This is a genomic window from Streptomyces sp. NPDC058685 (assembly GCF_042714725.1).
In the GTDB taxonomy this organism is placed as follows: domain Bacteria; phylum Actinomycetota; class Actinomycetes; order Streptomycetales; family Streptomycetaceae; genus Streptomyces.
In genome coordinates this window covers 165,815-179,985 of sequence record NZ_JBHXSL010000003.1, presented here as the reverse complement: position 1 = coordinate 179,985, position 14,171 = coordinate 165,815, and the positions used below count along the sequence as shown (strand labels likewise).

Genomic DNA, 14,171 nt, shown 5'->3' with positions numbered 1-14,171 from the left:
GATGCCTGCTTCGAGGCCCGTTCGCGGCCTGCGGCTGTCCCTCAGTGCCATATGCCCACGAAACCTTTGCCGTTGGCATGTGGCAGAAAGAAGCACACGGGGAATGCCGTACCGCAGTACCGGACGGGCCTCCACCACGCGCACAGCACACTCCCTCACCCCACGACGACCGGCATCGGAACACCGTCGGCGTCCCTGCCGCACCATCCGCAATCGATCAACACGAGGACGTGGTCGGCCTGTTCGGGAGGGGACCACTACCGATGCACCACCTGCTCGAACAACCGCCCGAGCAGGCGTTTCGCAGAGGAGGGCTCGCGTTGGACGGCTACTTCGCCAGTCGGCTGCATCATCAACTACGCGCAGAGGTACGGAGCTTCGCGGAGAGAGAGGTACGCCCCAGAATCCCCGCCATGGAGGCTGCCCGCTCGGTCCACCACGATCTGTCCCGGCTCACAGCCCGGCAGGGCTGGCTGGGAGCGACGATCAGCAGAGGACACGGCGGCATGGGGGCCGGACACCTCGCCAAGACCATCATCATCGAGGAGATGGCCCGCGTCAGTGGTGCCATGGGTGCGATGGTGCAGGCGTCCCAGCTGGGCGTGGCCAAGATCGTCCACTTCGGCAACGAGACACAGAAGAAGACCTGGCTGCCCGCCATCGCGGCCGGCGAGTGTCTGCCGACGATCGCCGTGACCGAACCCGAGTCGGGCGGCCATGTCCTCGGCATGAGCGCCACCGCGGTACGGGACGGGGACGACTACGTCCTCAACGGCCGGAAGGTGTACGTCGGCAACAGTCATGTGGGCGATCTGCACGGCGTGGTGGTGCGCACCGGTTCCGGATCGGGTGGTCTGACCGCCTTCCTCGTGGAGTCGGACCGCCCCGGTGTGAGCGTCGGCGACCAGCGGCCGACGATGGGTCTGCACGGTTTCAGCTTCGGCGAACTCCACTTCCACGACTGCCGGGTGCCCGCCGCGAACCGGCTCGGCCGGGAGGGCGACGGTCTGGCCGTGGCGTACTCCTCCAGCGTGCTGTACGGACGGGCGAACCTCACCGCCGTCTCGCTCGGCATCCACCAGGCGATCCTGGACGAGACGACCCGGTTCTGCGAGCAGCGCCGCCGCTACGGCGAGCCACTGCACGAGCTGCCGTCCATCAAGCTCAAGCTCGGCAAGCTCCAGTCGCGGCTCATGACCGCCCGGCTGACGGCCTATCACGCGGTGCATCTGCTGGACGCGGGCCTGCCGTGCGACGCGGAGCTGATGAACGCCAAGCTCATCAACGTGGAGTCGGCCATCGACTCGGCCCGCAACGCCATGGAGATCCACGCCGCCGCCGGGCTCTTCACGGACCGGCCCATCGAGCGCTATCTGCGGGACGCGCTGCACATGTTCGCCCCGGCCGGCACCTCCGACGTCCAGTTGCTCCGCCTCGCGGAGGTGGCTCTCGGGACGGCGAAGGGCCAGTGGTCCGAACGGCTGTCCGAGGTCGTCGGCCTGGAGCCGGCGGTGTGAACGGGAGCTCCGCACCGGCCCGGTGCACCCGGAGGCGCACCGGACCGGGCAGCGCCGTGCCCAGGTGGCACTAGATACCGCTGTCCTCACGCCGGTGGATCTGGTCGACCAGCTCCGCCGCCAGGGACTTGATGGTCTCCAGCCCCGCCCTCCCCCAGGGGCGCGGCTCGGTGTCCACCACGCAGATCGTGCCCAGCGCGATCCCCGTACGGTCGATCAGCGGCGCGCCCAGATAGGAGCGGATGCCGATCTCGTCCACCACCGGGTTGCCGGCGAACCGCGGGTAGTCGCAGACGTCTTCGAGAACCAGTGCCTTGCGCCGTACGACGACATGCGGGCAGTAGCCGTGGTCACGGGCCATGAATCGGCTGACCTCGGCGCCGCCCGACGCGGCCGCCGCGCCCAGATCGCTGCCGCTGTGCGTGCCCGCCGGGGTGTGCAGTCCGGCGAAGAACTGCCGGTTCTCGTCGATGAAGTTGACCATGGAGTACGGAGCGCCGGTGACGTCCGCGAGCTTGTGGGCGAACTCGTCGAAGGCCTGGTCGGGCCGGTCCCCGAGCCCGAGCTGGCGCAGCCGCCGGACGCGCGCGGGCGCCTCCCGGTCGACGGGCGTCAGCAGCAGATGGCCGGTCGGGTCGTAGGTCATGTCGGTGCTCCGTAGCTCGGCGCCGGAGCCGGCACCGCGGTGGTGGTGAGCAGATGCTGGACGAGGGTGACCAGGGTCCCGATCCCCGAGCTGGCGATCCGCGCGTCGCACAGCACGACGGGCACCTCCGGCTTGAGGTCGATCGCGGCCCGCACCTCTTCGGGCTCGTAGCGGTAGGCGCCGTCGAACTCGTTCACGGCGACGACGAACCCAATGCCGCGCCGCTCGAAGAAGTCGACGGCGGAGAAGGAGTCCTCGAGTCTGCGCGTGTCGGCAAGGATGACCGCGCCGAGCGCTCCTTCGGAGAGCTCGTCCCACATGAACCAGAAGCGCTCCTGACCCGGGGTGCCGAAGAGGTACAGCACATGGCGCTCGTCGAGCGTGATCCGGCCGAAGTCCATGGCGACCGTGGTGGTGGTCTTGGACTCGATGCCGTCGAGTCTGTCCGTCGCCGCGCCGACCTGGGTCAACAGCTCCTCCGTGCTGAGCGGTTCGATCTCGCTGACCGCTCCCACGAAGGTCGTCTTGCCCACGCCGAATCCGCCCGCGATCAGGATCTTGAGCGCGGTCGGAAAGAGGACTTCCACGTCAGAGCCGTCGTCGTAGGCCATCGAGCACTGCCTCCAGCAGAGAGCGGTCGGTGGATGCGTCGTTGCAGCGCGGGGCCCGGGCGGTCACGGCGCCGCAGTCCACGAGATCGGAGAGCAGCACCTTGGTGACGACGGCGGGAAGTCGCAGATGCGCCGAGATCTCGGCGACGGAGGTCGGCCCGCCGCACAGCCCGAGCGCGGTCGCGTGCTCGGGCCCGAGGTGCGTCTGGGGCACCGTGCCGGTGGCCATCACCAGGGAGAGCAGATCCAGCGCGGCCGTCGGGCGGGTGCGTCCGCCGCTCACCGTGTACGGGCGGATGAGGCGGCCTGCGGCGTCGTCGAGCAGCGGCCCGTCCGTGGGGGACGGCACGCTCACGGCCCCGCGACGCCGGTCGCCCCGGCCGCCTGTCTGGCGGGCGTGGTGAGGTACGGCCGGACGCTCTTGACCAGCATCGCCATCTCGTAGCCGAGGACGGCGGCGTCCGCCTCGCGGCCCGCGAGCACGGCCAGACAGGTCCCGGAACCCGCGGTGGAGACGAACAGCAGCGTGCTGTCGAGCTCCACGACCACCTGACGCACCTCTCCCCCGTCGCCGAAGCGCGTTCCGGCGCTGCGGCCGAGGGAGTAGAGACCCGACGCGAGGGCTGCCATGTGGTCGGCGCTGTCGTGGTCCAGGCCGTGCACGGATTTCACCAGGCCGTCCGAGGAGAGCAGTACCGCGTTGCGGGTGTACGGCACGCGCTGGACCAGGCCGCTGAGCAGCCAGTCGAGGTCCGAGACATGGCCGTTCGGCACATCGCTCGCCATGTGCATCTACTCCTTGGGGGTGTTGTCGTGGCGCTGCGGTTCGCCCTGCCGGACGGAATCCGCGGGGGGCTGCGCCTCGGCCAGTCCGATGCCTCGCTGGAAGGCGGCCATCAGACCGGGGTCGTGCAGGGCGTGTTCGTCGTCCTTGCGGGGCGGTGGGGGGTTCTTGAGCTGCGGAACGATGTGCTCCTGACTGCGCCGCCTGGGCAGTTGGGGCCGGCCCATGGTGCCGCGCACCACTCCGGGGGGCCTGGTGGCCGGCGCGGAGGCCGTCTCGCCGGCGGGAGGGCCCGGGGCGGCTCCCCCGGCACTGAAGCCCGGGGGTGCTTCGGCGGGGTTGGGGCGTTCGGGGTGCGCGGCCCGGACGGGCAGGGGTGCCGCGGCGCCGGGTGTCGCGTGGGCCGGCTGCGGCTGATGCTGCGGCGTGGCGGGCTGGTGCTGCGGCGGGGGCGGTTGGTGGTGCTGCTCTTGCTGTGGTTGAGGTGCCTGATGCTGCTGTTGCTGTGGTTGAGGTGCCTGATGCTGCTGGTGCTGTGGCTGCCGGGGGATCGCGGGCGGCGAGGTCGCCTGGGTGACGGTCGGCTGCCCCTTGCGGCGGCGCCCGCCGCCCTCTGGCGCGGCCGCGGTGGAGGCGGTGGCCTCGGACTGCTGGAGTCCACCCGGCTCCGTGCCGAGCAGCCCTTCCGGCAGGACGAGCGTGGCCTGCACTCCGCCGTAGATGTTGGACTGGAGCCGGACCACGATGCCGTGCCGGCGGGCCAGCGCCGAGACGACGAACAGACCGATCCGCCCGTCCTGGAGCAGATGTGCCACGTTGACCTGGTCGGGGTCGGCGAGCAGGGCGTTCATCTTGGTCTGCTCACCGAGAGGCATGCCGAGTCCGCGGTCCTCGACCTCGACGGCGAGACCGGCCGTGACGTGCTGGGCGCGCATCAGCACCTGGGTGTGCGGCGCGGAGTACAGCGTGGCGTTCTCCACCAGCTCGGCCAGCAGATGGATGACGTCGGCGACGGCGTGACCGCGCAGGGTGCCGTCGATGGGCGGCACCAGCTTGACCCTCGGGTACTGCTCGACCTCCGCGATCGCCGAGCGCAGCACCTCGGTCATGGTGACCGGGTTGGACCACTGCCGGCGGGAGATCGCCCCGCCGAGGACCGCGAGGTTCTCCGCGTGCCTGCGGATACGGGTCGCGAGGTGGTCGACATGGAAGAGACCCTTGAGCAGCTCGGGGTCCTCGACCTCGTTCTCCAGCTCGTCGAGGAGCTGGATCTCGCGGTGGACCAGCGACTGGAGCCGCCGGGCGAGGTTGACGAAGACCTCGACCTTCTGTTCGTTCCCGACGCTGCTGGACAGCCGGGACGCCTGCACCACGGCAGCGACCGCGGCCTCGTGGGAGCGGCCCAGATCGTAGGTGAGCAGGTCGAATTCGTCTCCGCGCTGGGCCGCGGGCAGTGCCGGCCGGGGAGCCGGCGGGCCTTCGCCCCGGCGGAGCCGGTCGACCACGGTCCGCAGGTCCGCCTGGCTGCGGGCGGTGGTGCGGCGCAGTGCCGCGCACCGGTCGAGCACCGACCGGGCCATCCGGTCGGCGCCGAGTGCCGCGGCGGCCACGGCCGCTATCGCGAGGGCCGCCGAGCCGGTCAGCACGGCCCAGAGGCCGCCGGACGGCTGGGGCGTGGCCGAGCGGATGGTGTAGATCACCGCGGCGGCGCCGCTCAGCGCGGCGACCAGGGCCGGCAGCACCGCCGTACGCAGCAGTTGCGGGCGTATACGGGTTTCCGGCGACGACGGCGCGGAATGCTGCCTGCCCGCCGGCGAGGCGGAGCGGGCGGCAGGCCGGCCGTGGCGCCCACCCTCGCGGCGGTCCGGCCGCGCGGCAGGTGCGCGTAGTTGAGACATCAGCGTCCTTGGTACGTGGGGTCCCAGGATTCGGCGTGCATGGGGCGGCGCAGTTCAACGACGGCCCGGGAATGGCTACATGAGCCCATCGTTGATCACCGGGCACACACGGTAGTCGCCGGTTCGTCACGTGCGACGGGCAGTTGACAAACTTGCCCGCGAATCGTCCCGCTCTGGTATGAGGCATCGCACACCTGCGCGACAACGCACCATTGACCCCTGCCGCGGCAGTGGCCACGACAGGGGTCGGACGCCGAAGAGGCGTGGGAGCGGAGGAGGTCAGCCGGTGGGCGCGACCTCCGGGCTGCCGGTGCCGGCGCTCTTGCCACCGCCCTGCTCCGCGGGACCGCCGTCCGCGCGGGTGCCGTCCGGGCGGGGATGGACGGACCATCCACCGGCGGGCGCGGTCGCCGCCGACCGCCACCACGGCTCGACGGGAACGTGCTCCGTGGTCGGCTCGAAGGGCTCTCCCGGGCGCGGCAGCGCGAGCCGCGCCCCCGCCTCCGCGGCGGCCGCGACGGTGTCCTCGCCCGGCTCGGCCCACGGGTGGGGCGCGAGATTGAACGTGCCCCAGTGGATGGGCAGCATGACGCCGGACGGCTCGCCGCCCTGGAGGTCGAGATGGGCGCGCATGCCCTCGGCGGGCGTCATGTGGATGTCGGGCCAGTACTCGCTGTACGCGCCGATCTGGATCATGGTGGCGTCGAAGGGCCCGTGCTCGGCGCCGATGTCCTTGAAGCCGGGGAAGTACCCGGTGTCGCCGCTGTGGTAGATCCGGTGCTCGGGGCCCGCGACCGCCCAGGACGCCCAGAGGGTGTGCTGCTGGTTGCGGATGCCGCGGCCGCAGAAGTGCCGGGCCGGGGTGGCCGTGAGCCGGATGCCCGCCACCTCGGTCGTCTCGTTCCAGTCCAGCTCGCGCAGCCGGTCGGCGGTGACGCCCCAGCGCTCGAGGTGCGCACCGACGCCGAGCGGCACCGCGAAGACGGTGTCGGTGGAGGCCAGGGCCTTGATGGAGGGCATGTCGAGGTGGTCGTAGTGATCGTGGGAGATCACGACGACGTCGACGGGACCGAGCGAGGCGATCGGCAGGGGCACGGGGTGCAGCCGCTTGGGTCCGGCGAAGGCGAACGGCGAGCAGCGATTGCCCCAGACCGGGTCGAAGAGCACCCGGCGTCCGTCGATCTCGGCGAGCACACTGGAGTGCCCCACCCAGGTCAGGCGCAGCCCGGAGACCGGCGGGTGCTCCAGGTCCTTCAGCGTGGTGGCGTGCAGCGGCACCTGGCCGACCGGCGACCGGTGGGCCCGCGCCTCCTTCTGGAAGTAGATCTTGGCGAACTCGACCATGGAGCCACCGGACGGCCTCGTCCGGGCTCCCACCGGGTTCTGGAACGTGCCGTCCGAGAAGTTCGGTGAGCGGCGGATCCGCTCCATCCGCTCTCCGGCGGGGTCGGCGCCGAACGCGGCGGGGCGCAGCGCACGCAGCCGGGATCTCAGCGTGTGGGGGGAACCAGCGCCGGTCACGGCACCTCCTGATGTCGGGGTCTTTCCATTATGTGCGCGGGGTGCGTCGGCAGGGGAGGGTGATTCGCCGACGCGGAAGCATCGGGTCCGCTCACCCGCGGGGCTGGCCGTAGGCGCGCTCGACGCGCAGCCTCATCACCAGACGCCGGTCGCGGACCATCGCGCGACGGTAGTCGTCCCAGTCCGGGTGCTCGCCCTGGACGTCGCGGTAGAGGCGGATCAGCTCCTCGACGGTGTCGTCGTGGGGATCGGCCGCGACCGCGGACAGCTCCGCGGTGCCCTCGACCACGGTCCACGCCCACCGGTCGGGGCTCGTGACGTGGTACGACGCGCGGGGGTCGCGCCTCAGGTTCCTGGTCTTGGCCCGGTCGTCCGTGATCGACACCCGGATGGTCCGCTCCCGCGGGTCATAGGCGTGGTTCACGTTCGACAGCTGGGGCCGTCCGTCCTTCTTGAGGGTGACCAGCACTCCTCCGTCATGGTCGGAGACCAGCTGGAGCAGGGATTCCTGTCGCGCGTCGGATTCCGTCATGACCAAGGCAACGCACGCCCCCCTTCCGGTGTTCCTGAAGGTCCCTTGTCTCTTCCCCCACCTCGCTGTCCGCCCGGCGCTCCGGTTCCGGATCGCGCCTCCCCCACGGGCCGGCGCCACGCGTGCGCCCCTGGCCCGGACCCGTGCGAGCAACCGCACGGCGATCATGTTGACAGCGGGCCCCGGCGGTTCAGATACTGACTGGCGGTTCAGTTAGAGGTTTCCTGTCACGCCTGGAGGCAGCATGCCGGAGCTCCCCGCGGAGCCGGTCCCGCACACGACCGGCGGGCCCCGCACCGCCGGGCCCGGACGTGCGCTCACACCCGACCGGATCCGGCCACGGGAGGGCCGGGGCGCTCTGGCCGAGGGGTGCCGGGCGCCACTCGCCGCACCCGCAAAAGCTGCATACTGCACCTGGACAGCGGGACCAGTGCCCGGCGGACGGAGTCACTCACCCCGTCATCCGGCGGATCGGCGGTTGCCCGGGGCCGGGGCGGCGGGGACCGAGGGGAGCATCTCGGACATCATGCGGTTGATCAGCGCGGGGGGCATGTGACATGTCAGCCATGCCCCTGACCGGCGGCGAGGCGGTCGTCCGCGCGCTGGCCCTGCACGGCACCGTCCGGGCCTTCGGCGTCCCCGGCACCCACAACCTCGAGATCTACCGGCATCTCGCCGCCTACGGCATCGCCCATGTGACCCCGCGCCACGAGCAGGGCGCGGGATACGCGGCGGACGGCTACGCACGGGTCACCGGGCGGCCCGGGGTCGCGATCACCACCACCGGGCCCGCCCTGCTGAACATCGCGGCCGCGGTCGGCCAGGCCTACTCCGACAGCGTGCCGCTGCTCGTGGTCTCCCCCGGCATGCCGCTGCGGCATCCGCGTCAGGCGACCGGGCTGCTGCACGAGATGCGCAGCCAGACGGAAGCGCTGCGCGGAGTCGCGGCGTTCAGCCACCGGGTGTCGACGGTGGACGAGATCGGTGCGGCGGTGGCCCGGGCGTTCACACTGTTCGCCACCGAGCGGCCGCGGCCCGTGCACATCGAGATCCCGCTGGATCTGCTGGAGTCCGCGGAGCCCGTCGCACCCCTGCGCCTCTCCCCGCCCGTACGGCCGGCGGCTCCCCGGTCCGAGCAACTCGCCCGGGCCGGCGAGGCCTTGCGGACCGCCGGCCGCCCCGCGCTGGTGCTGGGTGGCGGCGCCCGCGGGGCCGCGAGCGAACTGTGCTCCCTGGTCGAGGAGTTGGCCGCACCCGTGGTCACCACGGCCAACGGCAAGGGCATCGTGGACGAGTCCCATCCGCTGTCCCTCGGTGTGTCGTTGCACAGCCCCGCCGTCCAGAAGTGGCTGGCGGACTGCGATGTGGTGCTGGCCGTGGGCACCGAACTGGCCGAGTCGGACCTGTGGTCCGAGCCCGTGCCGCTCGGCGGAACGCTGGTGCGGGTCGACCTGGACCCGGCCCAGATGTACGCCGGCATCCCGGCGCACATCCCGCTCGTGGGCGACGCTCGGGAGATCGTGTCGGCGCTGCTGGGTGCGTGCCGCGGTGGCCGGAGCGGGCGTCCGGCGGCCCCGTCCCTGCGTCTGGCCACGGGCGGCGGTGGAGCGGAGACCTCGCCCCGGTCGGTCGAACTGCGACTGGTCAGGGGCGACGGGAGCGGCCCGGACGCGGGCGAGGCAGACGCGGCCGAGGGCAGGCGCGGCACCGGGTCCTGGGCCGGCGGAGGGCCGGTCGTCGCGGGGCCGGGCGCCGTGACCGACACTTCGGGCCCGGGGGCCGACGCCGACGTCGTCGCGGAACGCGGGTCCGGGAGGGCCGCCGCCGGCCACGAGCCGGGGGCCGACGCCGAACACCGGCCGGGGATGGCCGAACACCGGACCGGCGTCGCCGCCGTCGCCGAACTGCGGGTCGCCCGCGACGGCGAGACCCGGGAGCGCGACGCCCGCTGGCTGCCCTACCTCGACGCCATCCGGTCCGTGCTCGACGACGACGCCGTCATCACCTCCGACAGCGCCCAGTGCTGCTACTACGGCGCGCTCCCCCACCTGCCGATCGGCCCCGACGCCCGCTATCTGCATCCCACGGGCTTCGGCACCCTCGGCTACGCACTGCCCGCGGCGATCGGCGCGAAATGCGCCCATCCCGACCGCCAGGTCCTCGCACTCAGCGGGGACGGCGGACTCCAGTTCTCGATCCAGGAACTCGCCACCGCGGCTCAGCTCCGACTGGCCCTGCCGGTCGTCGTGTTCGACAACGGCGGCTACGGCGAGATCCGTGACGACATGGCCGCCCGCGGCGACACCCCCGCCGCCGTCGACCTCGCGCCCGTCGATCTGGCCGGCATCACCCGGGCATACGGCGGGCACGGCACATCCGCCACCACTCCCGAGGCGCTGGCCGCCGCGCTCACCCGCGCGTTCGCCACGCCCGGTCCCACTGTGATCACCGTTCCCGAGGAGACCTCTCGATGACCGCACCCGTGCTCTCGCTCACCTGGACCGACCATGTCACCGGCCGCCAGGGCCATCTGGTGATCGACCGGCTCGTGCGCGGAGTCTCCAGCGGCGGTCTGCGGATGCGGGAGGGCTGCACGCTCGACGAGGTGGCGGGTCTCGCCCGTGGGATGACCATGAAGGAGGCCCTGCACTACAACCCGGACGGGAAGTACATCCCCCTCGGCGGCGCGAAGGGCGGCATCGACTGCGATCCGCAGGACCCGCGCGCGTACGGCATCCTCGTCCGTTATCTGCGGGCCGTGCGCCCGTACGTCGAGGCGATGTGGACCACCGGCGAGGACCTCGGGCTGACGCAGGACATCGTCGACCGCGCCGCGTCGGAGGCGGGGCTGGTCTCCTCCATCCAAGCCGTGTACCACCTGCTGGACGACGAGGCCACGGCCCGCCGGCGGCTCGCGGACGCCTTCGCCGTCGAGGTCGACGGCATCGGACTCGACGAACTGGTCGGCGGCTGCGGTGTCGCCGAGTCGGTCCTGGTGGCGCTCGATCGCGCGGGCGTCGCCCACGAGGGCACGCGGGTGTCCGTGCAGGGACTCGGCACGATGGGCGGAGCCACGGCGCGGTTCCTCGCGCGCGCCGGTCTGAGGATCGTGGCTGTCGCCGACATCAAGGGCACGGTCGCCAACCCGGACGGCCTGGACGTCGACGCGCTCCTCGCCGCACGGGACTCCTACGGCACCGTCGACCGGACGGCACTTCGACCGGAGGATCTCGAACTGCCGGGCGACGCCTGGCTGTCGGTCGATGCCGAGGTGCTGGTGCCCGCCGCGGTCTCGTATGCGATCGACACGGCCAACCAGGCGCAGATCACCGCCTCGTGGATCGTGGAGGCGGCGAACATGCCGGTGCTCCAGGAGGCGGAGGAGCTGCTCGCCCGGCGGGGCGTCACCGTGCTGCCGGACGTGGTGGTCAACTCCGGCACCAACGCCTGGTGGTGGTGGACCCTGTTCGGCGACATCGAGGCCGATGCGGATGAGGCGTTCGCTTACACCCGGCGGTCGATGCGCGAGCTGATCGGCCAGATGCTGGCGCGGGCGGAGGCGGACGGCACCACCCCGCGGGCGGCCGCGCACGCCATCGTCGCCGACCGGCTGCCGGTCATCGCCGAACGCTTCGGCTGGTACCGCTGACAGCAGCTGACAGCAGGGCCCGCCGACGGCGGCACCGACGGTGAGCCCCCCGGCCGGTCGCCGTCGGCGGCCTGCGCGGACGCACATCCATGGCTCCCACCAAGATCGGCTGTGTAGGGTGAGAACGTGGCAAGAGTCCGGTTGAGCGTGGCGGAGCGACGAGAGGAGCTTCTCGGTGCTGCCGTCGCGCAGATCGAGGAGCGCGGCGTCGCGGCCGTGCGCATCGCCGATGTGGCCGCGTCCCTCGGAGTGAGCAACGCGCTGGTTCTGTACCACTTCTCGACGAAGGAGAAGCTCGTCGCGGCGGCGTTCACGCATGCCGCCGACAGCGATCTGGCCCATCTGCGCAAGCTGTTGGGCCGCCGCACGACCGCGGTGCGCCGACTGCGTTCTGCCGTCCGGTGGTACGCGCCCACCGGCACCGCCAAGGGCTGGCGGCTGTGGATCGAGAGCTGGGCCGCGTCGCTGCGCGAGCCCGCACTCCGCGAGGTCGCCCGTGACCTCGACCAGCAGTGGAAGGCCGCTCTGACCGAGGTCATCGCTCAGGGCGCTGCCGAGGGCGAGTTCCCCTGCGACGATCCGGCAGCCGCGGCGTGGCGGCTGACCGCGTTCCTGGACGGTCTCGCCGTACAGATGACGTCGTACGGCGGTTCGCTGTCCCGGGCCGCGATGCTGGAGTGGACCGACGAGGCGCTCGCCCGTGAACTCGGCCTGGAGCGCGCGGAACTCGCAGCCGCCACCCGCTGACCGGGCGATCCCGCACCGGTTGGACCTGCAACTCCTCCCACTGACCGGTCATCGCCTGCACCACAGGAGTCCCAACAGCCATACTGGGCAACTGTGTCGCACCTGTCGCAGCGCCAGACGGAACATGCCGCCCCTCTTCCCTCGCCCTCCCCCGATGCGCCTCCCTCCGTTACACCCCCCGACGTACTCGTCATCGGTGGCACCGGTGTGGACACGGTCGTCCGTGTCGACACGCTGCCGGTACCGCTGTCCGACTCGCTCGGTGTGGGCCCCATCCTCGAATGGCCCGGCCACACCGGTGGAAACGTGGCCCTGGGCTGCCGGGCCCTGGGTCTGAACGTCACCCTCCTCGACTACATAGGCGACGACTGGCCGGGCCGCCAGGTCCGGGAACGCCTGGCCGCCGGCGATGTCTCGTTCGAAGCGCTGATATCCCCCACCGGAACCCGCCGGGCGGTCAATCTGGTCGATCCGTCGGGTCACCGCATGTCGTTCTACGACGGCCGCGACCCCGCCGATCTGCGGATGCCGCGCGATGCCTACCTCCCTCATCTGCGGCGGGCCCGCCATGTCCATCTGTCGATCGTGAACTTCGCCCGGTTCCTCTTCGACGACATCGAGGAACTCGGTGTCCCCGTCTCCACCGATCTGCACGACTGGGACGGACTGTCGGACCACCAGCGGGAGTTCGCGCTGCGTTCGGATCTCGTCTTCCTCAGCGCCGCGGGCGCCGGTGAGCGCATCGCGACCGTGATGCGCGAGATCCTGCGCGACGGCCGCGCGCAGGCCGTGGTCGCGACGGCCGGGGCCGGCGGCTCCTATCTCCTCACCCGCGACGGCAGCAGCACGCCGCGCCCCGTGCCGGCCGTCGCTCCGCCGGGCCGCGTGGTCGACTCCAACGGCGCCGGAGACGCCTACGTCAGCGGCTTCCTCTACGGCCGGCTGGGCGGACGCGACCTGGAGGAGTGCGCCCGGCTCGGAGCGCTCGCCGGCGCCCACGCCTGTACGGGCGAGGGCAGCACCGCGCTGATCGGCCAGGAACAGATCCGAGCGGCGCAGGTCTGAGCAGACCGGGGGCCTGAGCCGGGTCGCGGGGCTGACCCGGCCGGGTCCGGTCTTGCCATGTCCGCTCCCGCTCAGGTCTGCAGCAGCGGTTCGTACGCCTCCTCCGCGAGGCCGAAGGTCCAGGCCACGCCTTCCCTCGCGGTCCGGGTCGTGGGCGGCACCCTCAGCCAGTAGGTGCGGTGCGTGCCGTCCGGCTCCGGGGTGGAGTTGAGCACCTCGACCATCACCACGTCCTCGTCGTCGGTCAACGCGATCCGCCACAGCGTGCCGGTCTCGTCGGTGTGCACGGGCTGGGCGTCCGACTCCGCGAGGTAGCGGTCGTAGCCGTAGTACTCGAGCATCACCCGGCGCAGTTCCGCGTTCTCCTCGGTGCGTATGCGCTGGGGTGCGAGCGAGGAGAGTTCCCGCAGGAACGCGGCGGGCACGGGCATGCCCCGCCATGCGTGGAGAGCGAATCCGTCGGAGAAGGCGAGCGCGGGTCCTTCGCCGTGGTCGAGGCGGCCCGCCTCGTCACGGTGCAGTTCGACGGGCCGTTCGCAGATCACCACCGCCTTCTCGAACGGCCACCACCAGCATGCCTGACGTGCGACACGGGCCAGCCCATCGAGGCGCTCGCTGCGGCCGTCGAAGGCGGCCAGCCAGGCCGCGTCGTGCTGTCCGAGCACGGCGTCCAGCAGGATCAGCCGTATCGCGGTCTCGGCTGCCCGCGTCGCGGCGCCCCGCGGCGCCGGGTCCGCGGGCGCCTCGGCCGGCTCTCCGGCGAGGAGATCGTCCACCACGCCTGTCCGTATCCGCTCGGCGAGCGCGCGGGTGCCGTCCCAGAGCCGGGCGCCGGTCACGCTCCACAGCTCCGTCCAGCCCGCCGGGCCCAACTCGTCGTGGACACGGCGGCGTTCCTCGGCCCAGGGCCTGGTGCGCACCTCGTCGCGGACGGAGCGTCCGGCGCCCTGGAGGGCACGCACCTCGCTCACGCCCGACCGGGGCGAGGCGGCCCAGATGATCCGCTCCGGTTCCGCGAGCCCCGCGGTGCGGTAGGCGACGCGCAGCCCCTCCTCGGCCGCCGCCCGGTCCGCCGGGCCGGTGGCCGTCGCCACGGCCCGCCACATGTCCACGTCCTGCATGTTCTTCCCCGTCCCCTGTCCGGCCGTCTCGCTGATTCTCAGTGCCTGCGTGTCTGTGTGACTGCGTGTCTGTGTCTGTG

The 14,171-nt window shown here is 72.0% G+C and carries 13 protein-coding genes; 5 read left to right on the top strand and 8 right to left on the bottom strand.

Annotation, left to right across the window (positions count from 1 at the left end):
• The first annotated feature begins 320 nt into the window (after nt 1–320).
• A complete protein-coding gene (locus ACFWU3_RS03980; protein WP_384431011.1) occupies nt 321–1,517 on the top strand; it encodes an acyl-CoA dehydrogenase family protein in 1,197 nt (398 codons plus the stop codon).
• A 70-nt stretch (nt 1,518–1,587) separates the two neighbouring features.
• Here the strand turns inward: ACFWU3_RS03980 and ACFWU3_RS03975 are convergent, their stop codons facing one another.
• From ACFWU3_RS03975 to ACFWU3_RS03945, 7 genes are all read right to left on the bottom strand, one after another.
• The gene (locus ACFWU3_RS03975; RefSeq protein ID WP_384430691.1) at nt 1,588–2,163 is read right to left on the bottom strand and encodes a GAF domain-containing protein; all 576 of its coding nucleotides are present in this window, start codon (nt 2,161–2,163) and stop codon (nt 1,588–1,590) included.
• Nucleotides 2,160–2,774 carry an ATP/GTP-binding protein gene (locus ACFWU3_RS03970; RefSeq protein WP_384430688.1) on the bottom strand — a complete coding sequence of 205 codons (615 nt, stop codon included), beginning with the start codon at nt 2,772–2,774 and terminating at the stop codon, nt 2,160–2,162. Before ACFWU3_RS03970 ends, ACFWU3_RS03975 begins: the two co-directional genes overlap by 4 nt.
• Entirely contained in the window at nt 2,752–3,123 is a 372-nt protein-coding gene (locus tag ACFWU3_RS03965) for a DUF742 domain-containing protein (RefSeq protein ID WP_327678133.1), read from the bottom strand. Before ACFWU3_RS03965 ends, ACFWU3_RS03970 begins: the two co-directional genes overlap by 23 nt.
• 2 nt (nt 3,124–3,125) lie before the next feature.
• Nucleotides 3,126–3,560 (bottom strand): roadblock/LC7 domain-containing protein, encoded by a 435-nt coding sequence (locus ACFWU3_RS03960; protein ID WP_352208772.1) that lies wholly within the window; start codon nt 3,558–3,560, stop codon nt 3,126–3,128.
• Nucleotides 3,561–3,566: 6 nt separating this feature from the next.
• Complete coding sequence (locus ACFWU3_RS03955; RefSeq protein WP_384430683.1) at nt 3,567–5,456, bottom strand: sensor histidine kinase; 1,890 nt, start codon at nt 5,454–5,456, stop codon at nt 3,567–3,569.
• A 279-nt stretch (nt 5,457–5,735) separates the two neighbouring features.
• The gene (locus tag ACFWU3_RS03950) at nt 5,736–6,977 is read right to left on the bottom strand and encodes an MBL fold metallo-hydrolase (protein ID WP_384430680.1); all 1,242 of its coding nucleotides are present in this window, start codon (nt 6,975–6,977) and stop codon (nt 5,736–5,738) included.
• Between the two features lie 91 nt (nt 6,978–7,068).
• Nucleotides 7,069–7,509 carry a PPOX class F420-dependent oxidoreductase gene (locus tag ACFWU3_RS03945; RefSeq protein WP_384430677.1) on the bottom strand — a complete coding sequence of 147 codons (441 nt, stop codon included), beginning with the start codon at nt 7,507–7,509 and terminating at the stop codon, nt 7,069–7,071.
• A 557-nt stretch (nt 7,510–8,066) separates the two neighbouring features.
• On the opposite strand from ACFWU3_RS03945, the gene ACFWU3_RS03940 reads away from it, so the two are divergent.
• The 4 genes from ACFWU3_RS03940 to ACFWU3_RS03925 all read left to right on the top strand — a co-directional run bounded on the left by ACFWU3_RS03940 (nt 8,067) and on the right by ACFWU3_RS03925 (nt 12,970).
• Complete coding sequence (locus ACFWU3_RS03940; RefSeq protein WP_384430674.1) at nt 8,067–9,983, top strand: thiamine pyrophosphate-dependent enzyme; 1,917 nt, start codon at nt 8,067–8,069, stop codon at nt 9,981–9,983.
• A complete protein-coding gene (locus tag ACFWU3_RS03935) occupies nt 9,980–11,158 on the top strand; it encodes a Glu/Leu/Phe/Val dehydrogenase dimerization domain-containing protein (protein WP_384430670.1) in 1,179 nt (392 codons plus the stop codon). The genes ACFWU3_RS03940 and ACFWU3_RS03935 overlap by 4 nt, the downstream gene beginning before the upstream one ends.
• A gap of 126 nt (nt 11,159–11,284) precedes the next feature.
• Nucleotides 11,285–11,905, top strand: coding sequence for a TetR/AcrR family transcriptional regulator (locus ACFWU3_RS03930; RefSeq protein WP_384430667.1), 621 nt, complete (start codon nt 11,285–11,287; stop codon nt 11,903–11,905).
• A gap of 207 nt (nt 11,906–12,112) precedes the next feature.
• Nucleotides 12,113–12,970 carry a carbohydrate kinase family protein gene (locus ACFWU3_RS03925; RefSeq protein WP_384430664.1) on the top strand — a complete coding sequence of 286 codons (858 nt, stop codon included), beginning with the start codon at nt 12,113–12,115 and terminating at the stop codon, nt 12,968–12,970.
• A gap of 71 nt (nt 12,971–13,041) precedes the next feature.
• Here ACFWU3_RS03925 and ACFWU3_RS03920 read toward each other — a convergent pair whose 3' ends face one another.
• On the bottom strand, nt 13,042–14,091 hold the full coding sequence (locus tag ACFWU3_RS03920) for a DUF6745 domain-containing protein (RefSeq protein WP_384430661.1): 1,050 nt from the start codon (nt 14,089–14,091) through the stop codon (nt 13,042–13,044).
• Nucleotides 14,092–14,171: the final 80 nt, after the last annotated feature.